The sequence below is a fragment of the Rothia sp. SD9660Na genome (assembly GCF_030064065.1).
Lineage (GTDB): Bacteria > Actinomycetota > Actinomycetes > Actinomycetales > Micrococcaceae > Rothia.
In genome coordinates this window covers 2179370-2205222 of record NZ_CP125946.1, presented here as the reverse complement: position 1 = coordinate 2205222, position 25853 = coordinate 2179370, and the positions used below count along the sequence as shown (strand labels likewise).

Here is a 25853-nt window from a genome sequence, read left to right as displayed (position 1 = left end):
CATACAGCAAACGACGCCCCTTCCCTCTTTCCCCGCAGCACTCCGGTGCGTGGAAAGAAAGATGGGGCGCCGTTGTATGCCGAACTAGGCAGTAAGCTCAGCCAGCAGGGCGCGGACACGGGCGTCGATGTCGTCCCGAATCAGGTTCATACGCTCAGCCCCCTCAATTCCATCATGGGAGGGCTCAACGGTATTCCAGCGTTCGGTCTTAGCCAGCACCTCCTCATCCGTCGTCTCAAGCTGGGCCGCCCCACCCAGAATGACGATCCGGTCGGCAGCAGCCAGGTCGTCGGCGCTCGCAAACTTGGGCCTACCCTGGCTCATATCTGCACCAATCTCAGCGAGCGAAGCGGCAGATTCAGCGTTGACCGCGCTGCCCACCGCAGCCTTGGTGCCTGCGGAGGCCGCCCGCACGCGTCCTTGCGCGTGAAGGTTCATCAGGGCCTCAGCCATCTGAGACTTGCCCTTATTGGACTGGCAGATAAAAAGAACGTGGGGGGTAGAAGTCATAGCTCCATCATAGGGTTCATCAAGAACTTCTACATACACTAAAGCCCGCCCCGACCCCATCTCAGAGAAGGGGTGCAGGGCGGGCTTTGATATTTTTCTAGTTTTAGAGATTGTCGATGGCGTACTGGGCCTGTTCAGGGGTGAACTGGCTACCGTACTCGCTGGTCAGCTGATCGAAGAGGCGGGCGTCGCTCATCTCAGAGATTTCTAGGTAGCTACGAGCGGCATCGAGAGCTTCCTGGTTCCAGTCTGCATTGACATTGTCAACCGCGTACTGTGCCTGTTCGGGGGTGAACTGGCTACCGTACTCGCTGGTCAGCTGATCGTAGAGACCTGCGTAAGAGAAATCAGAAAATTCGATGTAGTCTTCACCGGCTTCAAGAGCTTCAGCGTTCCAGTCAACATCGCTCAGGTTATCCATAGCGTACTGGGCTGCTTCAGGTGAATACTGGCCGCCGTACTCGCTGGTGAGCTGATCGTAGAGGCCAGTGTAGGAGAAACTGCTGAACTCTAGATAGTCATGGGCTTCGGCAAGAGCGCTCGTGTAATCGCGGGGGATATCCCCGGCAGCAGAGGTGGTCTGCTGGGAGGCTTCGGCAGACGGTGCGTTAGAAGTAGCAGGGGCAGGGGTAGTGACGGCCGGAGCAGCAGAACTTACCGGAGCAGATGCGGTTGCCGTCGGGCTAGCTACCGCTGACTCAAGCTCCTGCAGGCTCTGCTGGAGCTCGGGGTCGTTAGCAATAGTATTGAGGGCAAAGAAAAACAGGACGATACCTGAAATCACTGACCCGATAACCGAAAGCACAATGGCGATAATCGAGGTGACTTTTTCCTTGTTCTTCTGGAAAAGTCCAACAATGCCGGTCACAAAAGCTGCAAACAGAAACAGCCAGCCAAGGAACATGATGCCGGGAATGCAGCCCAAGATAAAGCCGAGAACGCCCAGGCCCAGGGCCACCAGGCCAACCACATTCTTAGGCTTTTTTCCGTTAGGTTGCTGAGGTGCGGCGTAGGGGTCCTGATAGGGGTACCGGCCCGGTGCGGCATAAGCCCCGGCAGACGACGCTGGCACCCCGGGTTGATCGGGCTGAGAAGACTGTGTGTTAGGTGTGTATGGGTTTTCGCTCATACTTCCCAGCTTAAAGATAACCCCGGTGCCTGCTGGTCACATGTCGGATTATTTCTCGGTGATTCCCGGAAACCTGCCACCTGCGTCCGCCCCCCTCTACCGCTAGCAGCGCAAAACCTGGAATACCCCACCCAAACACAAACCACCCTTGCTATCCTTAAGAATGGTGTGCCCTGCGTCCGCGCCGTCTGCACAGGCCGCGCAGCCCCACCCCACCGCCGTGAAACCCGGCAGGTGACCACCCTATTCAGGAGTAAGACTTATGCCAGCAATTGTGATTGTAGGCGCCCAGTGGGGCGACGAAGGTAAGGGCAAAGCAACCGACCTACTCGGCGGCCGCGTCGACTACGTCGTCAAGCCCAACGGCGGCAACAACGCCGGCCACACCGTCGTCGTCAACGGCCAGAAGTTCGAGCTCAAGCTCCTCCCCGCAGGCATCCTCTCAGAAAACGCTGTACCCGTTATCGGCAACGGCGTGGTAGTCAACCCCGAGGCTCTCTTCGAAGAAATCGACGGCCTTGAAGCCCGCGGGGCAGACACCTCCAAACTTAAGATCTCAGCCAATGCCCACCTGGTAGCGCCCTACCACCAGACCATGGATAAGGTCACCGAACGCTTCCTGGGTAAGCGCGCCATCGGCACCACCGGCCGCGGTATCGGCCCCACCTACATGGACAAGGTTGGCCGCCTAGGCATTCGCGTGCAGGACATCCTCGATGAATCCATCCTGCGCCAGAAAGTTGAAGGTGCCCTGCGCCAGAAGAACGAACTGCTGGTCAAGGTCTACAACCGCCGCCACGTTGAGGTCGAAGAAATCGTTGACTACTTCATGAGCTTCGCTGACCGCCTGGCCCCCATGATTGTTGAGTCAACCCAGCTGCTGAACAAGGCCCTGGATGAAGGCAAGACCCTGCTCATGGAAGGCGGCCAGGCTACCTTCCTTGACGTTGACCACGGCACCTACCCCTTCGTCACCTCATCCAACCCCACCGCAGGTGGCGCCTCAGTTGGGTCCGGTGTTGGCCCCACCCGCATCTCCCGCGTCATCGGTATTCAGAAGGCCTACACCACCCGCGTGGGCGCCGGCCCCTTCCCCACCGAACTCTTTGATGACATGGGCGAATTCCTGCGTACCACCGGTGGTGAGTTCGGCGTGAACACCGGCCGCCCCCGCCGCTGCGGCTGGTACGACGCGGTTCTGGCCCGCCAGGCTGTGCGTATTAACGGCTTCACCGACCTTTTCATCACCAAGCTCGATGTGCTCACCGGCCTGGAGAAAATCCCTGTCTGCGTCGCCTACGACGTGGACGGCGTTCGCTTTGATGAGATGCCCATGACCCAGTCAGACTTCCACCACGCCAAGCCCATCTACGAGTACTTCGATGGCTGGACCGAAGACATCACCGAGGCTAAGACCCTCGATGAGCTGCCCGAGAACGCCCGTAAGTACCTGGAGAAGCTGGAAGAGATTTCCGGCTGCCGTATCTCGGCGATCGGCGTTGGCCCTGGCCGTGAGCAGACCATCGTCGTGCGCGACCTGATTGAGGACGAAAAGTAGGGGCGCGGACGCCTACTCGCAAGGACTCCGGGCTGGGGCAGGGAACTGCCCGCTCGGCGTCCTTGCACCCCGCCGCCCTTACAGTCATTCCTTCTTTTTGAAGACCAGCAACAGCCTGAATGGCACCGCCATTATCAGCAGCAGCGAGGCCGGGCAGCCAAAGGCCCAGTGCAGCTTGGGTGCCACATCAAAATTTATGCCGTAAAAAGTCCCAAAAAAGTCTTGCACCCTTCAATACGGTCTCGCTAGAATCGTTATGAGGGCTTTACCCTTGATCCCCAAGTTTCAGCCCGTAGGGGGCTGGCCAAGTACTCAAGGAGTTTTATATGAAAGTTAACTATGGGAAAACAGGCTATCTTAGCTTCGATTGTTTACCATAATCTTATGTACTTACCGCTAAAATAAATTTATTTGTGTAAATATTTAAAATTATTTTCACTCTGATACGTTATTTAAACCCCTATAGCCTGGATTCAAGCTAGTGGTTTCATTATATTTCTAACATACCTATTTCCTATAAAGAAGGGTAAGTTAAACATATATTATCTGGAGAGAATGCTATGAAAAATGTAAATAAATTAATCCCTGTTTTTTCGATAGGTTTACTACTTCTATCTACTTTTTCGCCTTTACATGCCAGCACCGAATTAGCTGACTTAAATAATCAAGAGGCACAAAGAAGCGCTTCAGAATCTGCTGCAATTCGCGCCTGGGAAGAAAATCGGCAGACATTTTACAGCATGCCTTCAGAGAAAGTATCATCACCCGCTTCTGGTCAATATACTAGAGTATCTTTTTATCGGGGCAGCTATCTTTTATGGGCAAGAGAAACTGTGGAGTTTCGGTGGTCAAATAATAGGGTTACATGGAGCAATGGGTATCAACAGTCAGGTGCTATATTCCCTAATACAATTACAGAGAAAGGAACCTCAAGGGTTTATACGTCATCATGGAATCATACATGGAATGGTCGCTACACCGTAGGAGCGGGAGTGCCAACCCCTTGGGGTAATGCAAATGTTTACCACACCACTTCAGTTATTACTACAAATGTATATGGGAATGGAGGGCACTCGGGAAATTGGAACAATTAGGTTCTGCAGTCCGTTTTGATAACCTTAAAGTGACTAAAAATAATGGCTATATATTAAATGTCTCTACCTCGCTAAATGGAGGGTGTGTATGGCAGATTGTAGGGGGAAATGGTAGTGGAAAGACTTCTTTATTATATCAAATTCTTTATGGCCAAGAGGGGCATTCGGCTAGTGTTACCTATGCGGGGTATCCCGCTTCACGACTGGCTTCAGGAGCCTTGAGCTATAGTTTCTTATACCCCAAATGGACAGTTGAAGATAATTTAAAGTATTTTATCGGGGTTAATTCTAAGGGTGTTTCTTCGCTTCCTTATGCCTGTCAATTAATCCCAGCTGACTGGTTAAAACGAAAAACATTTCAGCTATCAGAAGCAGAGAATAAAATAATTTCCATTACTATTTTGCTTGAAGCTGGTGGTGGCTTACTTGTCTTAGACGAACTGGACAGCTGCTTTGATGATGAGAACCTTCAGAAGGTGATAAATGTGCTTCATAGCTGGGTAAATGCTAAAAGCCCTCGTATAGCGATAGTCGCTGTAAAAAATAAAATTCAAACTATTGAGAATACCTTGTTTTTAGTAAAAGATTATACCGCAAAGAATACATTTTTCGGGGCGGTGCATTAGCTCATGTGGGGTGCAATTCTACAGCAATCTAAAAGTAATTTTAGGTGGCTAATCTATTCTCGTTTTTTTATCTGGGCAGTATGCTTTATCCCCCTCTTGTCATTTATATACTCGATTCACGCTGTATCCTCCTGGAATTCATCAGTGCTCCTATGGAATTTGTCTATAGATGAAATTCAAGCGGGGCCCGAAGATATTATCCATGCTTTGAATTCTCATTCTCATGAAACTATAACAGGGGATTCCGTTACTACAGATAATGAATTGAAGTATCGAGCTTCCGAACTAATTCAATCCTACATGTCGACCAGGCCAGCAAATGCCACTAGTGGAGGGTTGGGCTACATATCATTTATCTTCCTACCCGTTCTATCCTTTGCTTTTGGGTTCATTGCTAACGGTAGGGAATACAGGAATTCTCGATTAGCTGTAAAGACTAGAGTAACTTCAGGTTTAGAGGTATTTACATCAAAGATTGTAGATATTTTATGTACCGCTATCTTGTGCGTGGCCTTCTATATGGGCATTTCACCTTTTTCTATGTTTATAATATTTTCTATAGCGGGTAAAAGCTTTACTTCTGCCACCTACAATGAAATTATTTATGATAATCTAGGTGAAACATATAATCTGAGTAATGTATTTTATCAGGCTGCTCTCTCGGTGGTAATCCTTACGTTTTACACATCTCTTGGAACACTTTTTTCAGAAATCTTTAGGGGGAATAGCCTTGTTGTTTCTTTCGCTGTTGCTACCTACTATCTCCTTCCTTTGATGGGCACCTATGATCCTCGAAACGTAGTGTCAGCAGCTGGTCGAGATGTGTTTCATTTCGGTAGCGGCTTCAATCCGTATCTAATATATGATCCTCAGTTGAATAGTGGTATTGCTTTATTTCTTCTTTTATTATCGTTAATTATTTCTCATTTAATGACCTATGGCATTCGAGTGAGTAGGGTGCGTAATGAGCATTTTATGAGATTACTATTAAGGGGGTTTTGAGGGATTGTAGGGTTTTATTCATAAAGAGAGACTTATTCAAAAGTAGGAACACACCCCACACCCACCAAGAGATAACGGTCCCGCCAGGCAGTAAACATGAGGATAAATCGCCAGAAATATTCTCAAGCCACACTGGAAGAACCGTTGCTACACCAGCAGCGACCCCGAGCAGGCGTAAGCCTGGTCAGAAGCTGAGCCGTCAGGTCAAGAAGAATAACAGGGTGATTAATCAACCTGTTGGGGTCGGTGGTGGAGCGGGTTATTGCGCTGGTTTTGTACCTGGTGGGGGGCATGTAGGTAAAGGCTTCAGCCCCCAGCTGCTCTACATGGGTGACGGGCGGGTTACGCTGTGTCCGTCCCTTTCTACATCTTCACCCCGCGCAGGGTTCGCACCACCATCACAGCGCAGAGAAGCATGAGCACCACACCGATAGCTGAGGTATAGACCACGCCCGAGTCGAAGGCGTGCTGGGCTGAGGCCAGCAGGGCGGCGCCGGTTTCTCCGCCGATGTTCTCAGCCACCTCAGCTGCCCCGCCCAAGGTCTCGCGGGCAGCGTCCGCGTCCGCAGCACTAACCCCCTCGGGTACCACCAGGTGGGCAACGTAGGCCGCGTTCAGGATTGACCCCAGAATCGCGGTTCCCATGACCGAGCCGGTCTCGTAGGCGGTCTCCGAGATAGCGGACGCCGCACCCGCCTTGTGCGGGGGGACAGCGGCCAAGATGATGTCGTTGGTCAGGGTTTCAGCAAAACCAATGCCCACACCCAGCAGGGCAAAGGCCACCAGAATACCGGTATCAGAGCCTGAGTTGGCAGTGAAGAAGACCAGGCCGAAAGCTGCCGCGTTCATGAGGAGGGCACCTGAAATCACAATCCAGGGCTTGAGGACTTTAACGATATAGACAACCACCAGGCCCGCAATAACGGTCAGTACCAGACCGGGTAGCAACAGGAGGGCAGCACTGAAGGGGGAATGGCCGCTGACCAACTGCAGGTGCTGGGAGACGAAGTAGAGGAAGCCAACCAGGGAGAAGATTGCCATGAGGTTGGTCAGTACCGCGCCGGTGAACTGCTTGTTGGTGAAGAGGCGGACGTCCAGCATGGGATTGGTGCGGGCCAGCTGGCGGCGGGTGAAGACAAGACCGCAGATGGTCGCTACCAGCAGCAGAGCGACGGTGAGCAGGTTGAAGCCGTCGTGGGCAAAGTGCTTGATGGCGTAGACGAAGGGGGTCATGGTCGCCATGATTAGGGCGATGCTGACGAAGTCGATGGCGCCGGGGGCCGGGTCCTTGGAGTTAGGAATCAGCCAGAAGCCCAGCAGGAGCATGGGCAGCAGGACAGGCACGGCCATGAGGAAGACCGAGCCCCAGTAGAAGTGCTCCAGCAGGAACCCGCCGACGACCGGGCCCAGGGCCGCGCCGCCTGCGAAGCCTGAGGCCCAGATGGCGATAGCGGTGCGACGTTCGGTGGCGTCGGTGAACATGTTGCGGATGATGGAGAGGGTCGCGGGCATGAGCATGGCCCCGAAGATGCCCATACCGGCGCGGGCGGCAATGAGCCAGGCGGCGGTGGGGGCGAAGGCGGCGGCAGCTGAGATGACGGTAAAGCCTAGGCCACCAATCATGAGCATGGTACGGCGGCCAAAGCGGTCACCCATGCTACCTGCGGGAATGAGTAGGCCCGAGAGAATCAGGGGGTAGATATCGTTAATCCAGAGTAGCTGGGTGCCGCTGGGGGAGAGCTGGGCTGAAATCTCGGGCAGGGCGAAAGAGAGCACGGTGTTATCGACCGAGACCAGCAGCACCGGCAGCATGAGGACGGCCAGGGCTGCCCAGCGACGGGAATAGGGAGCGATTGAGGATTCTTCAGTGGTGACGGCTCTCATCTGGCCGGTTGCGGGGTGCATGTCTGCTCTTTCGTGCGGTGTGGGCTACCTGGGATTGGTGCGGGTACGGAACCGGGCAGGACGCCGGGGTATGCTTGGTCGCTCATCGGTAGCGGGGTGCTCGTTGGGGAGCACATTAGTTACTGTACCGTCTGGACGGTTTTGTTTTCAAGTGGGGAGGCGGTAGGGTGGGGCACATGAGTTCTCGCGAAAAAATCCTCGACGCCTACGAAGCCCTACTGATTGAGGAGGGGGAGCGTGCAGCGTCCTTGAACGCCATTGCCGCCCGAGCTGGGGTATCCAAGGGAGGGCTGCTCTACCACTTCCCCGATAAGACAGCCCTGATTGACGGGCTTTTGGGGCGGGCCTGGGCGCTCGCTGAGCAGGACTTTAAGGCCATGGCAGATGACCCCGCCGGGGCCTGCGCCTACTATGTGCGCACCTCGGTCTACCAGGACACCCCCTTTGACCGGGTTTTTGTGGCCGCTTCGCGCCTGCGCCAGGACGCCGCCGAGAAGGTTGCCGAGGTCTACGACAGGATTCAGGGGCGCTGGTTTGAGACGATTCGGGCCGAGGTTCCCTCGGACGCGGCGGCCCGCGCTATCTTGCTGATGGGGGACGGGCTCTACTACAACGCGGCGGTAGCCAGTAGTGAGTCCCGCCCCAACCTTGCTCTCAGCGGCGATATGGACGCCCTGCTCGAGGTCGTGGAGCAGCTGAAGGGGACACTGGGTTCTGGGGGGAGGGCTCCATCTGGCCCTGGAGCCTAGATAGCCTATGCTGAATATCTTTCGTGGAGACGTAAAGCTGGCGGTAATCCAGGTAGAGCTGGTTATAAATTGGCATTTCTCGCGGGTAAATCACATGATTAATGGGGTTCCATTCATTAATGTCAGACGCTACTCCTAGCGTTTGAGCAACCATAAAAGCGTCGCCCAAAGAAGCACCGATGGTGTACTTTCGTATCAGCTGTTCGCGGCCGGTCACGTCAGAAATAATTTGTGGCCAGAAGTCAGATTTAACTCCTCCACCAGCACAGGTAATACCCTGAATATTGGCGCCGGCAGCTTCCATCGTCTCAATATTATGGCGGACAGCAAAAGCGGTAGATTCAAGCAGAGCCCGATAAATATGCCCGCGTGTATGATCCAGCGTGAGCCCGATAAGTGCTCCGCGAGCGTCTGCATCTTGAATAGGGGTTCGCTCGCCTGCGAAATACGGTAAAGCAAGCAGACCATGGGCGCCTGCGGGTGTACCTTCAGCCTCAGCAATCAGCTGAGCAAAACCGGTCGCCCCCGTCAGGTCCCGGAACCAACTCGTTAACGCTCCCGAGGTAGCAAGACCACCGGCAAGGTGATGGGTTCCTTTACGTGTTCCGGCTGTTCCCCACATCGAAAGATGTCGGACGCGGCGATCTGTGTTTGCGATGAGAAATAAGGTCGTCCCGTACATGAGAAAGAGGTGGTGATTTTCGGTTGCCCCTACAGACTCTTGCTCTGCCCAGGCATCAATGGTCCCAAAAATTACCGGAATTCCACCTTTTAGCTCAGGAATTTCGGGGTTCGGACGAGTTTCCCCTGCAATCTCGTTTGACCAACCCAAACGGGGCATCTCAAGGTTCTTTCCACCTATCTCGCTTACCATTGAATCATCCCACTCACCGGTTTCAGGCCTATATAGGGGCGTCATCTGAGATGCAGAATGCCGGTCAAGTGTATACTCCCCGGTTAGATGCCATACCACCCATGAATGCGGCATAAAAAACCGGACGCCGCGCTCAAAATCTGCTGCGTACCGTTGCTGGAACCACGCTATTTTAGGGCCACCGGCCTGTGAAGTCAGCGCCGAATCATAGGTGTGTAGTAGGTATTCCTTGCCATAGCGGGTAGTTAGTTTCTGGATTTCATCTGTTGCCCGCCAGTCCACACCGTAGAGAGCTGATGGAGCTATCGGGATGCCTTCGAGACTGGTTATGCCAACGCACGGTCCCATGCCTGAGAGCCCGATTCCGATAACTTCGAAGTCTTGACCACCTATGAGTGCGCGGTACAGGTCTTTAAATTCTTGCCACCATACGAACATCGGCATCTCAACGAGGCCGTGTTCGCCGCGGGTAACGGTGTGTTCTGTTGTTGTGGTGTTAAGAAGCTGGCCGTTCGCATCTATGAGAACTGCCTTGGTGCTTGAGGTTCCTACATCGAAGCCAAAAAATACCTTTTGTGTCATACTCCCCATTATGGTTGAGTTCTTTGGTGCTCAGAAAAACCCAGTCGGATAAGGTAAAACGATGAGGTTCGCTTCGCCTTGTTCTCGGTGATGCCCGTACAATGACGGTATGAAACGTGACATCTATGGGCTGACGCGCAGAGACATATCCGCTTTGGAAGTGGCGAGGCTCTACCATGAACGGGGTCTTTCTCAGCAGGAGGTTGCTCAGCATCTGCATATTGCCCGTCCTACGGTTTCTAAGTTGCTTACCCATGCCAAAGACCGCGGTTTCATTCGAACAACTGTGATTGACCCGCGTGATAATAACCAGATAATGGCGGAGCAACTACGAAAGAAGTATAGACTTCTGGGCGTGAGGCTTGCCCCTGTGGCAGGGCGCGGACCGATGGACTTGCGGCATGCTTTAGGGCGGGCGGCAGCCCAGCTTCTTAAGGAGCTCGTTCGAGAAGGGGACATCATCGGCGTAGCGTGGTCGCACACCATTGCTGAGATAGCTCAAGCGCTAACTCCACAACAGGTGAGCGGGGTGAGGATTGTTCAGTTACGGGGTGAGGCTATGGGTGGTACAGCCAGCCAGCACATTGCTCACACGTACCAGCGGTTTGCTGAAGCACTATCGGCTGAACTTTACAGTATGGATGAACCCGCCGTGTTCTCGACGTTTGGCGATAAAATGAGCCGGTCACGTGATGTTTGGGTGAGCGAGGTCTTGCGTTTGGGCGCAGAAAGCCGCATTGCCGTGTATAGCGTAGGAGCCACTGACCAGGGCTCAATCCTCTTCAGTTCGCCGCTGCTCTCACCCTCTGAAAAGGAGCATCTACGTCAGGTATCGGTGGGAGATATCTGCTCGCATTACCTGAACGAAAAGGGGCAGGTGTGCGTTCCAGAGCTCAATAACCGCACCTTGGGTATCTCTTTACCCGATATGCGTCATACGGAACAGAAAATCCTTGTTGCGGGTGGGCCTGAAAAAATTCGCGCCATCCACGTAGCGGTAACCTATGGTTACGCGAATAGGCTGGTGACGGATGTCCAGACTGCGCAGCAGCTACTTAAGGTGTAACCTCCACACAAAAGGTTACAAATGTTCTATCGCGGTATAAATGCTATAAAAATGGAACATATGTAACGATAATCCCGTGGTGTGTGGTGCAGAGCAACTTATATTTGTCTCATCAGAACTGACAAAGGAGTTGTTATGACGATGGTGTCACCCTTTATTTTCCACATCACCTTGATTCCTTCTTTCCCCTCTAGGAAGCCCTCACTCTACCGGGGAGGGGACAGCTAAGATGAACGTTGAAAACCCTACCCACGTTGAAGAACGCGGCGTATCCAACACCTCTTGGGGAATTATTAAAGACTCCACACGGCAGCTGCGCAACGGATACCTGGACCGCACCCCAATTTTCCAGTACATTCTGCTTTCTATCTGCTTCCCTATGTGGGGTGCAGCAGCTAGCCTGAACGATATTCTTATTGCCCAGTTCAAGCACATTTTTACTCTTTCAGACTTTGCAACTGCTTTTGTGCAATCTGCTTTCTACGGTGGCTACTTCGTCATCGCTATCCCTGCATCACGGGTTATTCGTCGTTTAAGCTACAAGGCCGGACTGCTCATCGGCCTCACGATTTACATTCTTGGTTGCCTACTGTTTTTCCCTGCTTCACAAGCAGCGACTTACTCCGTCTTTCTTGCCTCTCTTTTCGCTGTTGCTGTCGGTCTGTCTTTCTTAGAGACTTCTGCTAACACCTACTCCTCCATGATTGGCCCAAAGAAAACAGCAACTCTGCGTCTGAATATTTCTCAGACTTTCACCCCTATAGGTTTCTTTGCTGGCGCCCTTATGGGTAAGTATCTCATCTTCACAGAAGGGGCTTCATTAGAGGACCAACTTAAAGGTTTAGATCCGGTAGCAGCCCAGCAACTCACCGAGCAGCTTCTGCAACGCACACTAGAACCTTATCGCTGGATTATCTGTGTCCTTATCGTACTGTTACTGCTTATCGCGATTACTCAGTACCCTTCCAGCAAACCGCTTGATGCTAGCAACCACGAAAAATCAGCTGGTTTAGGTGAAACCCTGCGCTATCTCTTCCAGAAGAAAGACTTCCTCGCAGGTATCTTTGCTCAGTTCATGTACGTCGGCCTGCAGACTGCCTTGTGGTCTTTCACCATCCGACTGGCGCTCACCCTTGACGATTCCCTCAACGAGCGTGCCGCTACCAACTACCTGCTTGCTGCCTATGTGGCCTTCTTTATCGGTAAGTTCATCGCGAACTTCCTCATCACCAAAATGAATGAAGACCTCGTCCTAATTATTTACTCCCTCATCGGTGTTGGAGCGCTAACCTATGTCGTTTTTGTTCCCAACATCACCGCAGTGTGGGCAGCGGTTTTGGCGTCCGGTTTGCTTGGCCCCGGATGGGCAACAATTTACGCACGCACCCTGGATACCATTGAAGATAAGCGCTTTACCGAAACTGGCGGAGCCATCATCGTTATGGCTATCATCGGCGGTGCCGTCATCCCCGTCGTCCAAGGGCTGATTTCAGACCTCACTGGATCAATGTCTATCAGCTTCTCAATCAACATTCTCTGCTTCTTGGTGATGGCTCTCTACTTTTGGGGCCTTTACCGTCAGTCAAAGAAGGCATAACAATGAGCACGATTATTCCTCTCCATCACAGCCTCTTCACCAGCGAGAAAACAACCGTTCTTCAGAACGATGAATTTACCGTCAGTGCGTTGACCTACCCCTCCGGAGTACAATCACTCACCCTGGCAAACTCCCGTGGTTTCGTTGAAGTGCTCCCCTTCATGGGGCAGATCATCTGGGACGCCGAATTCGACGGAACCAGCCTGCGCATGAAGAATATGTTCAACCAGCCTCAGCCTGCCTCAACCATTGTTGAGACCTACGGTTGCTTTGCCTTCCACTCAGGTTTACTCGCCTCTGGATGCCCCGCTCCCGAAGATACTCACCCCCTCCACGGTGAATTTCCCTGCGCACCGATGGATTCAGCAGAACTTATCATCGAAGATCATGGGGCACTCACGGTGCGGTCGCACCGCGAGTACGTCATGGGCTTTGGCCACCATTACCAGGCCTCGCCCTCCGTCACCGTCACCGCGGCGTCCGGCCTGCTGACCATTGGCCTGAAGGTCACGAACCTTTCAGCCTACGCACCCATGCCCCTGCAGTACATGTGCCACATGAACTACGCTTTCGTCCCCGGCGGTACGATGAGCGATAATCTCGCCGCAGACTCCTTTCAGCTGCGCCGCACCGTACCCGCTCACGTCACCCCCACACCTGCGTGGGAAAAGATCAATGACAGCATTCTTTCAGGGGAATATGATGCCAACTCCCTGGTGGGTGCAGAAGCGTTTGATCCTGAGATCGTGTACTTCGCTGACGCTCTTGACCAGCAGGTTAAGGACGCTCAGTTCACCCTCACGCACCCGGACGGCACCGCCTTTATCACCAGGTTCTCAACGGATCAGTTCCCCGTTGCGACACGGTGGATTTTGCATAACCCCGACCAGACGGTTGCAGCCTTCGTCTTGCCGGGAACGTCCCGACCTGAAGGCTACCTGGCAGCAGATGCTGCAGGAACCCTCATTCACCTTTCTCCCGGTGAAGAACGTACCTTTGAAGTAGAAACCGGTTTGCTCTCAGCAGCAGAAGCGCAGACCCAGGCGAAGGAGTAATACCCATGGATATCGCAGTCATCGGTTCAAACAATGTTGACCTGATTTCCTACATCACCCGTATGCCCCAAGAAGGCGAGACCATTGAAGCACCAGATTTTCAACTGGGGTGCGGTGGTAAGGGCGCTAACCAGGCTGTTGCGGCTTCTCGCTTAGGCTCCGAGGTGCTCATGGTGACCCGCGTGGGTAATGATCTCTTTGCGGATAACACCATCGCCAACTTCAAAGCCAACGGCATGAGCGATAAGTACATTCTGCGGACGGACGCCACCAGCGGGGTTGCACCGATTTTTGTTGATCAGCAGTCTCGTAACTCCATCATCATCGTCAAGGGTGCCAACGCTCTGTTGACCTCTGAGGATCTTCAGGCAGCTCGTGAGGATATTGCCCGATGCAAACTGATAGTGTTGCAGCTTGAAATCAACCTTGAGACCGTTTATGCGGCGGTTGATTTGGGGAAGGAGCTGGGCATTCCCGTCCTGCTTAACCCCGCTCCAGCTGCCCCTGAGCTTTCACTGGAACGGGTTCGCTCAGTAGAGTTCATCGTCCCTAACGAGACCGAACTGTCTCTGCTATCGGGGATGCCCGTTGATACGCTTGACGATATTTCTAATGCTGCTGGTGTACTGCTTGATTCTGGTATCAAGAACGTGATTGTTACCCTCGGTGCACGCGGAGTTCTGTGGGTTTCTGAAGAGGGTGAGAAGCTCATCGAAGGGAATGCCGTTGATGCCGTTGATACCACCGGCGCGGGGGACGCATTTATTGGGTGCTTCAGCCATTACTGGGTGAAGAATGGTGATATTGCAGAGTCCCTGCGTTTGGCAAACTACTATGCCGGTGACTCAGTGACCCGCCAGGGTACTCAGAAGTCATACGCGACCGGTGAGGACTTCCACCAGAGGTTCGCCCATATTTTCTAAGAAGTAGCGGTAAACGCCCCCATCTGCTCTGAGCCCGGTGTGCGGGTAGCGTCGGTGGGGGCGTTTTATCTTGGTCGTCGCTAGCCAGCCAGTACCGCTACCGCCTCATAGGGGCGGAGCACGATTTCGCTACCCCCCAGCGCAGGTTCATTCTTGTAATTACACAGAAGCACCGACCCTGCCGCAAACTCCGCGGGGAGCTGCACGGCGGCGTCCTCACCGTAGAAATTGCAGAGCACCAGCATGCGTTGACCCTCGTGATCGCGCACAAAACCGTAGACGCTCTCGTGCTCCCGGGCAAAAGGCTCGTAGGACCCTTCAGAAATCAGAGGCATCGCGTGGCGCAGGCGCACCAGCTCTCGGTAGAAGGGCAGAATGACACCCTCCGCCTCTTCTCGATCAACGTTAATCTTGGCCTGCGAGGTGGGCATCAGCCAGGGCCTCACCCGCGAGAACCCCGCGAACTCCGATGAATCCCACTGCATGGGGGTGCGCGAGTTATCACGGGACTTCTTGGTGACAATGCGGAAGGCCTCGGCCTCGCTCACACCCCGCTCCTGCAGAATGGCAAAGGCGTTGTGGGATTCAACGTCCACGTAGTCATCCATGGATGAATAGACCGGATCAACCATGCCGATCTCTTCGCCCTGGTAGATGTAGGGGGTGCCGCGGGTCAGATGTACGGCGGCAGCCAGCATGGTGGCGGATTCAGCATGGTAGCGCTCCACATCGCCAAAGCGGTTGATGGCGCGTGGCTGGTCGTGGTTATTCCAGAAGGATGCCTGCCAGCCGCCCCCTGCCTGGATGCCGACTGCCCAGTCGGTCAGCAGGCCCTTGAGCGCCATGAAGTCAAAGGGCACGTCAGACCACTTTTCGGCCCCGTCGTAGTCCACCTTGAGATGGTGGAAGGAGAAAACCATATCCAGCTCTTCATTAGCAGGGTTGGTGTAGCGCACGCTGCTCTCGATGGTGGTTGACGACATTTCGCCCACGGTCACGGTGCCCTCGGTATCACCAAAGGTGGCCCGGTTCAGCTCCTGCACCCAGGGGTGCACGCGCTCGGTGTCGGTGTAGATGAGCTTGTCGTTTTCGCCGGGGGCGGCGTCCCGCAGGTCCTCGGCCTTGCCAATCACGTTGAGCACATCGAACCGGAAGCCGCGAACGCCCTTGTCCTTCCAGAAGTTCACGACCTTAAAGAGCTCTTCGCGTACCCTGGGGTTGTGCCAGTTCAGATCTGCCTGGGTCACATCGTAGAGGTGCATGTAGTAGAGGTCGGTATCACCAAACTGTGACCAGGCCGGGCCGCCAAACTTAGATTCCCAGTTGGTCGGCAAGGAGCCGTCCTCCTGCACCGGGCGCAGGTAGAAGAAGTCCTGATACTCCTTCTCGCCGGCCAGGGCCCGCTGGAACCACTCGTGCTCGGTGGAGACATGGTTCAGCACCATATCGAACATGACCCCAATCCCCTCTTTGCCCAGGGCGGCGATGAGTTCTTCGGCGTCCGCCATGGTGCCCATCTCGGGGTCTACCTCGTAGTAGTTGGCGATGTCGTAGCCGTTATCGTTCTGCGGCGAGACAAAAAAGGGGTTGAACCAGACCATATCCACGCCCAGCGAAGCAATGTAGGGGACCTTCTCGATAATGCCTCGCAGGTCACCTATGCCGTTGCCGCTCGAATCGTAGAAGGACTTGGGGTAGACCTGGTAGATGACCTTATCGTGAAAGCGCATGGTGTGCTCCAAAGGGTAGGACGCCGGTGCCAGGGCGGGTGCGCCCGGTGGTTGGTGGGGGTCGGGGTAAAAGAAAAGAAGCGTACCCCGTCAAAGCGGGGTACGCTCCTTAACCTTACCTGTCTAACAGGTTCTTCAGTCTGTATTACAACAGTTTTGGAACTTTATTCAGAAACCGGAATTTCCTGGCGGCGGTGGGCGAAGTCTAGGTAGCGGAACTTATCGGTGCGGTGGCGGGAGATAGTGTACTGGAAGGCGGTGCCGTCCTCAAGCACGGTGATTGAGGTGGTTACCGCAACGTACTCGCCAGCGTGCAGGTTCAGGTACTTGGCATCGTTGGGGGTCGCCTGCTCGATGGTGATCTGCTTGGCAGACGACACGATATTCAGGCCCAGTTCACCCTCGAAGTAGTGGTAGAGGGAGTCCTCGGCAACCTCGCGGGAGATTTCGGGAACCACGCTCTTGATGATGTAGTCGTGGTCGATGATGGCGGGGGCGCCGTCCATGTGGCGCACGCGCATGATGTGGGTGACGGGAACCTGCTCAACTGAGCCGTTGGACAGGGCCTGGAAGGGCACATGGGGCAGCAGGGCGTCTTCGAGTTCAACCAGTTCGGTCTGGGTGTCGCGGCTGGCTGACTCAGCAAACTCCTTGTAGCTCACCAGTGAAGACACGGGAATGGAGTAGCGCTTGTGGTCGATGACCAGGGAGCCTTTACCCATGATGCGCTGGATGTAGCCGCGGTCGGTCAAAATAGCCAGAGCCTTGCGGGCGGTCTCACGCGAGACGTTGTACTTTTCGGTCAGCTTCTTTTCGCTGGGCAGCAGGTCGCCGACGCCGTACTTGCCTTCATCGATGTCACGAGCCAGGTCGTGGTAGATGCGTTCAAACTTTCCCATTTGGTTCCCCTATGTAATAGGTGCAAGAGCACATTGTGCGAGATAGAGTGAGAGCTTCACCCGGTGATTGTGTTTCCCTATAGTCTAGGACTCGCGTGGGGTGTTTGCGAGAGACACACATGTAAATGCGTGTCACACGTTGATCAGGTCGCTCACATGCAGGTTTTAAACCACCGGGGTGCCTTTTGACCTGAGAAAACTCTGGTTAGCGAGAGCACCTCTGACGAGAATGTGGCGCGAAACGCACTCTCCGGTTGTAAGAAGCGGCCCCCACCAGCGTCCGCCCGCTTCTCTTCGGCCCGCAGCAAGGGGACCGCATGACTTCGAAGGGACCGCATAGTACGCGGTCCCTTCGAAGTTATACGGTCCCCTTTAACGGTGGGGTGGCGTCCAGCCCTAGCCGAAGAGACGCTTACTGGCGATGCGGGCACCTGCCGTCAGCGATTCCAGCTTGGCCCAGGCAAGGTCGGGGTGCAGGCGTCCGCCCAGACCGCAGTCGGTTGACGCCACCACGTTCTCCTTGCCCACCACCTGCGCAAACTGCTCAATGCGCTGGGCAACCAGCTCAGGGTGCTCAATCAGGTTGGTCGAGTGCGAGACAACACCGGGAATCACGTACTTGCCCTCGGGCAGCTCTAGGTTCTCCCAGACCTTCCATTCGTGGGCGTGGCGCGCGTTAGCGGCCTCAAAGGTGTAACCGGCTGCGTCAACTGACAGCAGGGTGTCGGCCAGGTGCTTGAATTCCAGGTCGGTGCTGTGCGGCCCGTGCCAGGACCCCCAACACAGGTGGAAGCGGGTCTGCTCGGTCGGAATATCCTCAAGCGCATAGTTGAGAGCATCGACCGCCACCTGAATAAAATCAAGATAGTCGCTGACGCTGGGCTCGGGGTTAATCTGGTCCCAACCCTCAGCCACCGAAGGGTCGTCAATTTGCAGGGTGAACCCGGCATCGGTGATGGCCTTGTACTCTTCCTTCAGCACGTCGGCCCAGGCGTAGATGTGCTCCTTGTCGGTGGGGTAGTAGAGGTTACCCACGCGGGCAGCTGACCCGGGTGACAGGGCAGCAACAAAAGCACCGTGCACCCCCTTACCCTCGGTGGCGGCCGCCAGGTTGCGGACGTCCCGCCCCACCTCGTCCTGACCCTGGTAGGTCAGCGGGGCGACGGTAGCGGGGAAGCTGCGGTCGGGGTCGTTGCCCAGGTCGAGTTCCGCGGTGTAGAAGTCCTGAAAACGGGTCCAGTCGCGGCGGTCGGCAAAGCTGGTGTACTTGAGCTTGCCCGGCTCGGAGCGGTGTACCTCGTTGGCGGGGTTGCCCTCGGTCAGCAGCTTCAGGCCGCCGGTGCGGGCAAAGGAGTAGTGCCACCAGGCGCCGTAATCCACGGCCTGACTCATGGCATGCCCGTACTCACCGTCATTCACAATGTCGATGCCGATTTCTACCTGGCGATCAACGACCGCCTGGGTTTCTTCGGTCAGAATCTTCTGGAAGTCTGCCTCGTCGATGCTGCCGTCGCGGCGGGCAGCGTTAGCACGAATCAGGCGCTCACTGCGGGGCAGGGAGCCGACGTGGGTGGTCAAAATACGGTCGGTGTTGATGGGCATGATGTGCTCCTGGGTTAGTCCTACGGCTGTAGAGGACGCTGCACTTCGGTCAGCGGCCTTGACTCCAGCTAACACCTCCACCCGGCGAGCGCCCAAGCATTCCAGGCCCTAAGACGGCACATTTCAAAAATGAACTACAGTGACGGATGCGCGTCATACGCGCTTCATAAGCGCCTGCCTCACCGCAAGGGGACCGCAAAATTCAATAAGCTTTAAGGTCCCCTTTGAGAGGGTGCGGTGCGGAATCGTCCGCCCCTATCTTCACTATATGAGAACCCCGCTTTCCACCCTGTGGACTACCGCACCGACAGGCGTAGACTAGTACCCAAACCTCCAACCACAAACTTTCTTGGGAGCTAACGATGCCAGAACTGCGCTCGCGTACATCCACCCACGGCAGAAACATGGCAGGTGCCCGTGCACTGTGGCGCGCCACCGGCATGGGTGACGACGACTTCGGCAAGCCCATCATTGCTATCGCCAACTCCTTCACCCAGTTCGTGCCCGGTCACGTGCACCTGAAGAACATGGGCGAACTGGTCGCCGGTGCTATCCGCGAAGCAGGCGGCGTAGCCAAGGAATTCAACACCATCGCCGTGGACGACGGCATCGCCATGGGCCACGATGGTATGCTCTACTCCCTGCCCTCCCGCGATCTGATCGCCGACTCGGTCGAATACATGGTCAACGCTCATCGCGCCGACGCCCTGGTCTGTATCTCTAACTGCGACAAGATCACCCCCGGTATGCTCCTGGCAGCTATGCGCCTGAACATCCCCGTCATCTTTGTCTCCGGCGGGCCTATGGAGTCCGGTGAAGGCATTGAGGGGGTCGTTGAGCACCGCCTCGACCTGGTGGACGCCATGGTCATGGCCGTGGACGACAGCGTCAGTGACGACGCCCTAGCCCAGGTCGAAAAGAATGCCTGCCCCACCTGCGGCTCCTGCGCCGGTATGTTCACCGCTAACTCCATGAACTGCCTGAATGAGGCCATCGGCCTGGCCCTGCCCGGTAACGGTACCACCCTGGCTACCCAGGTCGCTCGCAAGCAGCTCTTCCTCGAAGCTGGCGCCAAGATTGTAGAGCTGGCCAAGCGTTACTACGAGCAGGACGACGAGTCCGTGCTGCCCCGCTCCATCGCCACCAAGGCAGCCTTCGAGAACGCCATGGCCCTGGACGTTGCCATGGGCGGCTCCACCAACACCGTGCTGCACATCCTGGCTATTGCCCACGAGGCAGGCGTCGACTTCACTCTGCGCGACATCGACGCCATCTCCCGCAAGGTGCCCTGCCTGGCCAAGGTCGCCCCCAACTCCACCAAGTACCACATCGAGCATGTGCACCGCGCCGGCGGTATTCCCGCCCTGCTCGGCGAGCTGGACCGCGCCGGTCTGCTGAACCGCGACGTCCACTCCGTGCACGCCAACTCCCTTCAGCAGTGGCTCTCTGACTGGGACATTCGCTCCGGTGCCGCCACCGACACCGCCAAGGAGCTCTTCCTGGCTGCCCCGGGCGGCGTCCGCACCACCCAGGCTTTCTCCACCGCCAACAAGTACGAGTCCCACGAGACGGACGCCGAGAACGGCTGCATCCGCGCCGTTGAACACGCCTACACCAAGGACGGCGGCCTGGCCGTTCTCTACGGCAACATCGCCGAGGACGGCGCTATCATCAAGAGCGCCGGTATCGACGAGGAGCTCTTCCACTTTGTCGGCAAGGCCTTCGTGGTGGAGTCCCAGGACGAGGCCGTCTTCGAGATCCTGTCGAAGAACGTGAAGGAGGGCGACATCGTCGTCATCCAGTACGAGGGCCCCAAGGGTGGCCCCGGCATGCAGGAAATGCTCTACCCCACCTCCTACCTCAAGGGTCTGGGCCTGGGTAAGAAGTGCGCCCTGATTACCGACGGACGCTTCTCGGGTGGCACCTCCGGTATCTCCATCGGCCACATTTCCCCCGAGGCTGCCGCCGGTGGCGCCGTGGGGCTGATTGAGCACGGGGACGAGATTGAGATCGATGTTCACAACCGTATTCTGCGTGTGAACGTCTCCGACGAGGTGCTGGCCGAGCGCCGCGCCAAGAAGGGCCCGGCCCCCTGGAAGCCCACCAAGCCCCGCGAACGCCAGGTCTCCAGTGCCCTGCGCGCCTACGCTTCCATGGTCACCAGCGCCGATAAGGGCGCCGTGCGCATCGTCCCCGAGTAAACCGCGGTTTTCACCCAAGATAAGGACGCCCCTCCCCGGCTTGTGCAAGCCGGGGAGGGGCGTCCTTGTGTTTATACCTGGGCCTTTGCCAAAGCAGCGTTAACTCTGCGGGTTTTGCTTACCGCTATGCAGAGAGACACGACCCATACCAGGGCATATATCAGCACGGCAACAATCGTAAACCCTATAAAAGCAGGGAGAGTTAACGGAAACCAGTGCAGATAAGCGCCAGCGAGTAGGGCACTGGTAAGCACGATGAGAGCATGCACCAGGGATGCGAAGGGCAACGGCCAGCTTTCCCTTTTATAGAGGCCCGCCGCACAATACTGAATAGCGCCAAGTCCGGAATAGATAAGGCGTTGTATGAGCACAGCGATATTCTGGTTATCGAATTGATTGAGGTAACCAGTAACTCCCGGGATATAGGAGTTGCCTGCGAAAGCTGAAAATAAAAGCTCCATCGTGCAACCAATTGCAAGCCCGATGAGAGCACCGATAGCAATTTTGCGAATCATTATTTCCATACGGAGCTTGACGTTCAATACGCCCTGAATCGTGTGCGCACAGACATTTTTATCTGAGGTATAGAACCGGAGAGTTTGATTTAGATCCAAGGGCACGGCATTACCCTTCGTGTAGGCAAGAAGGGGAACTAGGGATTTGCTCGCTAGATAGTTCTGTAATTCTTCTATTTCAGCAGTGAGCTGCGGAGCTGTGACATCTACACGGGTCTCTTGAAATTTTCGATCAAGAGTGAGTGTGAATTTCATGTGTTCCCTTTCCAGCAGAGGGCGAGTAGGGCTGACACTTTTAGTAGAACAGATACTCAGGAGCCCCAACAAGACTTTCACGACATACGGTAGTACCCGGCTGATAAGCGGTATGAGGTAAGGGGGGAGCCACGCGAGAACCGTGGACGTTCACCGAGAGAGTGAACGGGCAGCCGATGCGGCCCTAGCTGTTGGCAAAACGACGCTGAGTTGGTATAGCTTTAAAGAGTAAGCAAAACAACTATAGACACCCCTTAGGAGATGAATAATGTGGAAATTACGCCTGCACATATCAAGAAATGTGAGCTGACCTGGGAGCCGCCGGACTACACCAGCTCTTACCCGGCAGGGTTTACCGAGCAGGGCGTGGCAGTGATTGTGGTGGTCATGGACCAGGTGCGAGCCGCCGGTAACTGCCATGTGGGGCTGACGTCCTTCGCCTTTATCTCGCGTGAGAATGGTGAGCGTGAGGTGATTGAGAGTGAGCCTATCGCGGAGTCCCTGACTCACAGCCTCATGGACCCCTGCGACACCGTGCATACCGACATGCTAGGTCGCGCGATTTTGGCGATCATGGACGCTATCCCCGAGGAGTATAAGACCAACCTCATCACGGTGGCTGGCCATAAGCACTACCTGAAGCTGCTCCTCCGTAAGTTCACGGCCTTCCGTGATTTTTTGGAATACCGCTCCATTGATAAGGTGATGAACCCCTACGAGTCGCACTCTCTGGGCGAGATCCACGTGAAGCTGATTGGCACTCCTGCGGGTGAGCTCATGCCCCGCTTTATGGACGAGGCTTCGCGCCTGGCCCACGCTGAGCTTGAGAAGAACACCGCCCAGCTACCGGTGGAGAAGCTGGCGGAATACAGCGTCTTTACTGACTGTTCGTACAGGTCGACCAACAATAAGAGGTATTTAAAGGGTGGACGCATGGGCATCGGCGGGGTGAGCGAAGACGGCTTCTTCTTCCACGCCCACTACGATGCTACGAATATCATGACCGGGGAGCTCTCGGCCATGTTGGCTGCTTTTAATATCTTCTATCACGGTGGCCGCCAGCTGATTATTCACACCGATTCGCTGGGGGCGCTGACCTTTGTGCTGCGCCTGGCCCACAGCCGGTGGGTCTACAACACTTGGGCTACCGAGGGTGTGCAGAACCAGCAGGTTCTGGACGAGATGGAGCGGCTGACCGAGGCCATTCGGGAGCGCCGGGTGCTGGTTAAGCATATTCCTGGGCATACCGGGCACGGGTTGCAGGAGTCGTCGGATTCTGTGTCGAAGATGCACCGGCACTTCCCCGGGCAGATTGTGGATAAGGGGCATGTCTCCGAGTTCAATCAGCGCTGCGAGTCGATTATTACCGCCCTGTCTGGGTGCGAGAAGGCACTGCGCCTGCCCTGTGCCGACTGGATTCAGATTCGCCCGTCGGTGGTGCATGCCCGCAACCGCCTGTGGAAGTAGCGGGGGTACTGCACTAGGGCGCCCTACTTCCTCAAAGGGGACCTTAAAACCTAAAAGGGACCGCATAATACGCGGTCCCTTTTAGGTTTTAAGGTCCCCACAGGAGAGGGGGCGCAGAAGCGTGCGCGGACACCCGCCACTAGGCTACGTCGCGCTTTTCCTGGCGGGCGCGGCGCAGTAGCCAGATGAAGACAGCCACGAGAGCCAGGGCCACCAGGGCGTACACCACCTTGGAGTACTGGTCGATGACGCCCTCAACAGCGTGCCAGTTTTCGCCCAGGACCCAGCCGCAGTAGATGAGCAGGGCGTTCCAGATGGAAGAACCAAGCAGGGTGTAGAGGCCAAAGGCCAGCGGGTTCATGCGGTCAATACCGGCGGGAATTGAAATGAGGGAACGAACACCGGGGATGACGCGGCCAATCAGAATGGATGCCTTGCCATACTTGTCGAACCAGGCCAGGGCGTTGTCGACGTCCTCAACCTTGACCAGCCACATCCAGGCTGCGATCTTGCGCAGACGGTTGGCGCCGATGGCTGCACCCAGGTAGTAGAGGAAGTAGGCGCCGGTGAGTGAGCCGACGGTCGCCCAGATGAAGGCGGCCACTACGTTGATGGAGCCCTGCGAGGCGGTGAAGCCAGCGAGCGGCAGAATGACCTCGGAGGGGATGGGCGGGAAGACGTTCTCAAGGAAGACCGCCAGGCCAACACCGGGGGATCCGATGGCTTCCATGATGGAGATAACCCAGTCGATAATGTTCTGGAGCACAAGTGCCCTTTCTTCTGCGAGTGCGGGCAGCCGCCCGGTGACAAAACTTTCTCTATTCTCTCGTAGAACCCTGTGTTTTCCTATGAGCTAGCTTGTAGAGACGCTGGGGGTTTTGGTCACGTTATAGTAATGCTGCGTAACCTGTTCACACGGTGAAATAAGTTACCGTCGCCGCGCGGGCATGGGTGACTATGGAGGGTAGAGAACTTCGCCTACCATCAGGAGAGTCCATGGCTGAGCATACTTTTGGCTTCCGCACCCGCGCCCTGCACGCGGGCGGCACCCCCGACGCTGAGCACGGCGCTCGCGCGGTTCCGATTTACCAGTCCACCTCCTTTGTTTTTAAGGACGCGGACGACGCCGCCAACCTTTTTGCCCTGCAGAAGTACGGCAATATTTACTCCCGCCTGGGCAACCCGACCGTGGCGGCGTTGGAAGAGCGCATCGCCTCGCTGGAGGGCGGTATCGGTGCGGTGGCGACCGCCTCGGGTATGGCCGCTGAGTTCATTACCTTCGCGGCACTCTGCCAGGCCGGTGACCATATCGTTGCTTCGTCCAACCTCTACGGCGGCACCATCACCCAGCTGGATGTTTCCTTGCGCCGCTTCGGTATCGACACTACCTTTGTGGACGGCACCGACCCTGCCGATTTCGCCGCCGCAATCCGCCCCGAAACCAAGGCCGTCTACACCGAAATCGTGGCTAACCCCTCGGGCCAGGTTGCTGACCTTGAGGGTCTGGCCCGCGTGGCCCACGAGAACGACATTCCCCTGGTGGTGGATGCCACCCTCTCTACCCCCTACCTGATTCGCCCCATCGAGCATGGCGCTGACATCGTGATTCACTCGGTCACGAAGTTCCTGGGCGGGCACGGCACTACCCTGGGTGGCGTGGTTGCCGAGTCGGGCCGTTTCAACTGGGGCAACGGCAAGTTCCCTACCATGACCGAGCCGATTCCCTCGTACAACAACATCTCCTGGTGGGGTAACTTCGGCGAGTACGGCTTTTTGACCAAGCTGCGGTCGGAGCAGCTGCGCGACTTCGGCCCCTCCCTCTCAGCCCAGGCTGCTTTCAACCTGTTGCAGGGTGTTGAGACCCTGCCCCAGCGTATGGACGCCCACCTGGCTAACGCTAAGGAGGTCGTTGCCTGGCTGAACGAGGACGCCCGCGTCTCCTACGTTAACTACGCTGGCCTGCCGGAACACCCCCACTACGAGCGGGCACAGAAGCTGCTGCCGCTGGGTGTTGGGTCGGTCTTCTCCTTCGGCGTTGCCGGCACTGAGAAGGCGGGCGGACGCGACGTGGGCGCCGAGTTCATCAAGAACCTGCAGCTGGCATCGCACCTGGCTAACATTGGCGACGCCCGTACCCTGATTCTGCACCCCGCGTCGACCACCCACCAGCAGCTGACCGCTGAGCAGCTGGCAGCCGGTGGCGTGGGCGAAGACCTGATTCGTATTTCGGTGGGTCTGGAAGATGCCGTCGATATTATCTGGGACCTCGACCAGGCCCTGACCATCGCTTCTGGCCGCAACCACGCCGGTGAGGTCGTTGGTGTTGCTAGCGCTGATGAGCTTGTGGCCCGCCGCGAGGCTGCCGAAGCTGAGGCAGCTGCCCAGAAGCAGACGCTAGAGGCGGACGCCGCCGCACACGCTGCCGAGCGCGCAGCGCGTGAGGGGGCTGGGGCGTCCGCACCAACGTCCGCGCCTGCCAGCGAAATTCCCGCACCCAAGAAGGAGGCCTAAGCC

The 25853-nt window shown here is 56.0% G+C and carries 21 protein-coding genes; 12 read left to right on the top strand and 9 right to left on the bottom strand.

Annotated features, from left to right (window positions below; genetic code table 11):
- Nucleotides 1-84: 84 nt before the first annotated feature.
- A complete protein-coding gene (locus QM007_RS10280) occupies nt 85-510 on the bottom strand; it encodes an arsenate-mycothiol transferase ArsC (protein WP_283489871.1) in 426 nt (141 codons plus the stop codon).
- A gap of 103 nt (nt 511-613) precedes the next feature.
- Nucleotides 614-1480, bottom strand: a complete 867-nt coding sequence (locus QM007_RS10275) for an Ltp family lipoprotein (RefSeq protein ID WP_283489870.1) — start codon at nt 1478-1480, stop codon at nt 614-616.
- A 421-nt stretch (nt 1481-1901) separates the two neighbouring features.
- On the opposite strand from QM007_RS10275, the gene QM007_RS10270 reads away from it, so the two are divergent.
- The 4 genes from QM007_RS10270 to QM007_RS10255 all read left to right on the top strand — a co-directional run bounded on the left by QM007_RS10270 (nt 1902) and on the right by QM007_RS10255 (nt 5919).
- Entirely contained in the window at nt 1902-3197 is a 1296-nt protein-coding gene (locus QM007_RS10270) for an adenylosuccinate synthase (protein ID WP_283489869.1), read from the top strand.
- Between the two features lie 560 nt (nt 3198-3757).
- Nucleotides 3758-4291 (top strand): hypothetical protein, encoded by a 534-nt coding sequence (locus QM007_RS10265; protein WP_283489868.1) that lies wholly within the window; start codon nt 3758-3760, stop codon nt 4289-4291.
- A gap of 29 nt (nt 4292-4320) precedes the next feature.
- The gene (locus tag QM007_RS10260) at nt 4321-4917 is read left to right on the top strand and encodes an ATP-binding cassette domain-containing protein (RefSeq protein ID WP_283489867.1); all 597 of its coding nucleotides are present in this window, start codon (nt 4321-4323) and stop codon (nt 4915-4917) included.
- A 144-nt stretch (nt 4918-5061) separates the two neighbouring features.
- Nucleotides 5062-5919, top strand: a complete 858-nt coding sequence (locus QM007_RS10255) for a hypothetical protein (RefSeq protein ID WP_283489866.1) — start codon at nt 5062-5064, stop codon at nt 5917-5919.
- Between the two features lie 363 nt (nt 5920-6282).
- Here the strand turns inward: QM007_RS10255 and QM007_RS10250 are convergent, their stop codons facing one another.
- Nucleotides 6283-7824: an MFS transporter gene (locus QM007_RS10250; RefSeq protein ID WP_502949059.1), complete on the bottom strand. Its 1542-nt coding sequence runs from the start codon at nt 7822-7824 to the stop codon at nt 6283-6285.
- 176 nt (nt 7825-8000) lie between these two features.
- Between QM007_RS10250 and QM007_RS10245 the strand changes: the two genes are divergently transcribed.
- Nucleotides 8001-8573 carry a TetR/AcrR family transcriptional regulator gene (locus QM007_RS10245; RefSeq protein WP_283489865.1) on the top strand — a complete coding sequence of 191 codons (573 nt, stop codon included), beginning with the start codon at nt 8001-8003 and terminating at the stop codon, nt 8571-8573.
- Here the strand turns inward: QM007_RS10245 and QM007_RS10240 are convergent.
- On the bottom strand, nt 8479-10029 hold the full coding sequence (locus QM007_RS10240) for an FGGY-family carbohydrate kinase (protein ID WP_283489864.1): 1551 nt from the start codon (nt 10027-10029) through the stop codon (nt 8479-8481). The genes QM007_RS10245 and QM007_RS10240 overlap by 95 nt on opposite strands.
- 109 nt (nt 10030-10138) lie before the next feature.
- Between QM007_RS10240 and QM007_RS10235 the strand changes: the two genes are divergently transcribed.
- The 4 genes from QM007_RS10235 to rbsK all read left to right on the top strand — a co-directional run bounded on the left by QM007_RS10235 (nt 10139) and on the right by rbsK (nt 14670).
- Entirely contained in the window at nt 10139-11095 is a 957-nt protein-coding gene (locus QM007_RS10235) for a sugar-binding transcriptional regulator (RefSeq protein WP_283489863.1), read from the top strand.
- 229 nt (nt 11096-11324) lie between these two features.
- Nucleotides 11325-12692 (top strand): L-fucose:H+ symporter permease, encoded by a 1368-nt coding sequence (gene fucP, locus QM007_RS10230; RefSeq protein ID WP_283489862.1) that lies wholly within the window; start codon nt 11325-11327, stop codon nt 12690-12692.
- Between the two features lie 2 nt (nt 12693-12694).
- On the top strand, nt 12695-13747 hold the full coding sequence (locus QM007_RS10225) for an aldose 1-epimerase family protein (protein ID WP_283489861.1): 1053 nt from the start codon (nt 12695-12697) through the stop codon (nt 13745-13747).
- A gap of 5 nt (nt 13748-13752) precedes the next feature.
- Nucleotides 13753-14670: a ribokinase gene (gene rbsK / locus QM007_RS10220; protein WP_283489860.1), complete on the top strand. Its 918-nt coding sequence runs from the start codon at nt 13753-13755 to the stop codon at nt 14668-14670.
- 80 nt (nt 14671-14750) lie between these two features.
- Here rbsK and QM007_RS10215 read toward each other — a convergent pair whose 3' ends face one another.
- The 3 genes from QM007_RS10215 to QM007_RS10205 all read right to left on the bottom strand — a co-directional run bounded on the left by QM007_RS10215 (nt 14751) and on the right by QM007_RS10205 (nt 18901).
- The gene (locus QM007_RS10215) at nt 14751-16400 is read right to left on the bottom strand and encodes an alpha,alpha-phosphotrehalase (RefSeq protein WP_283489859.1); all 1650 of its coding nucleotides are present in this window, start codon (nt 16398-16400) and stop codon (nt 14751-14753) included.
- Nucleotides 16401-16564: 164 nt separating this feature from the next.
- Nucleotides 16565-17299 (bottom strand): trehalose operon repressor, encoded by a 735-nt coding sequence (gene treR / locus QM007_RS10210; RefSeq protein ID WP_283489858.1) that lies wholly within the window; start codon nt 17297-17299, stop codon nt 16565-16567.
- Nucleotides 17300-17695: 396 nt separating this feature from the next.
- A complete protein-coding gene (locus tag QM007_RS10205; protein ID WP_283489857.1) occupies nt 17696-18901 on the bottom strand; it encodes a cobalamin-independent methionine synthase II family protein in 1206 nt (401 codons plus the stop codon).
- 362 nt (nt 18902-19263) lie between these two features.
- Here QM007_RS10205 and ilvD point away from each other — a divergent pair, with 362 nt between their 5' ends.
- Nucleotides 19264-21102, top strand: coding sequence for a dihydroxy-acid dehydratase (gene ilvD / locus QM007_RS10200; protein ID WP_283489856.1), 1839 nt, complete (start codon nt 19264-19266; stop codon nt 21100-21102).
- Between the two features lie 71 nt (nt 21103-21173).
- Here ilvD and QM007_RS10195 read toward each other — a convergent pair whose 3' ends face one another.
- Nucleotides 21174-21872, bottom strand: a complete 699-nt coding sequence (locus QM007_RS10195; protein WP_283489855.1) for a DUF3021 domain-containing protein — start codon at nt 21870-21872, stop codon at nt 21174-21176.
- A gap of 270 nt (nt 21873-22142) precedes the next feature.
- On the opposite strand from QM007_RS10195, the gene QM007_RS10190 reads away from it, so the two are divergent.
- Nucleotides 22143-23339 carry an RNase H family protein gene (locus QM007_RS10190; RefSeq protein WP_283489854.1) on the top strand — a complete coding sequence of 399 codons (1197 nt, stop codon included), beginning with the start codon at nt 22143-22145 and terminating at the stop codon, nt 23337-23339.
- A 139-nt stretch (nt 23340-23478) separates the two neighbouring features.
- On the opposite strand, the gene QM007_RS10185 is transcribed toward QM007_RS10190, so the two are convergent.
- Nucleotides 23479-24105, bottom strand: a complete 627-nt coding sequence (locus QM007_RS10185) for a DedA family protein (RefSeq protein ID WP_283489853.1) — start codon at nt 24103-24105, stop codon at nt 23479-23481.
- Nucleotides 24106-24335: 230 nt separating this feature from the next.
- On the opposite strand from QM007_RS10185, the gene QM007_RS10180 reads away from it, so the two are divergent.
- Nucleotides 24336-25850, top strand: a complete 1515-nt coding sequence (locus QM007_RS10180) for an O-acetylhomoserine aminocarboxypropyltransferase/cysteine synthase family protein (protein ID WP_283489852.1) — start codon at nt 24336-24338, stop codon at nt 25848-25850.
- Nucleotides 25851-25853: the final 3 nt, after the last annotated feature.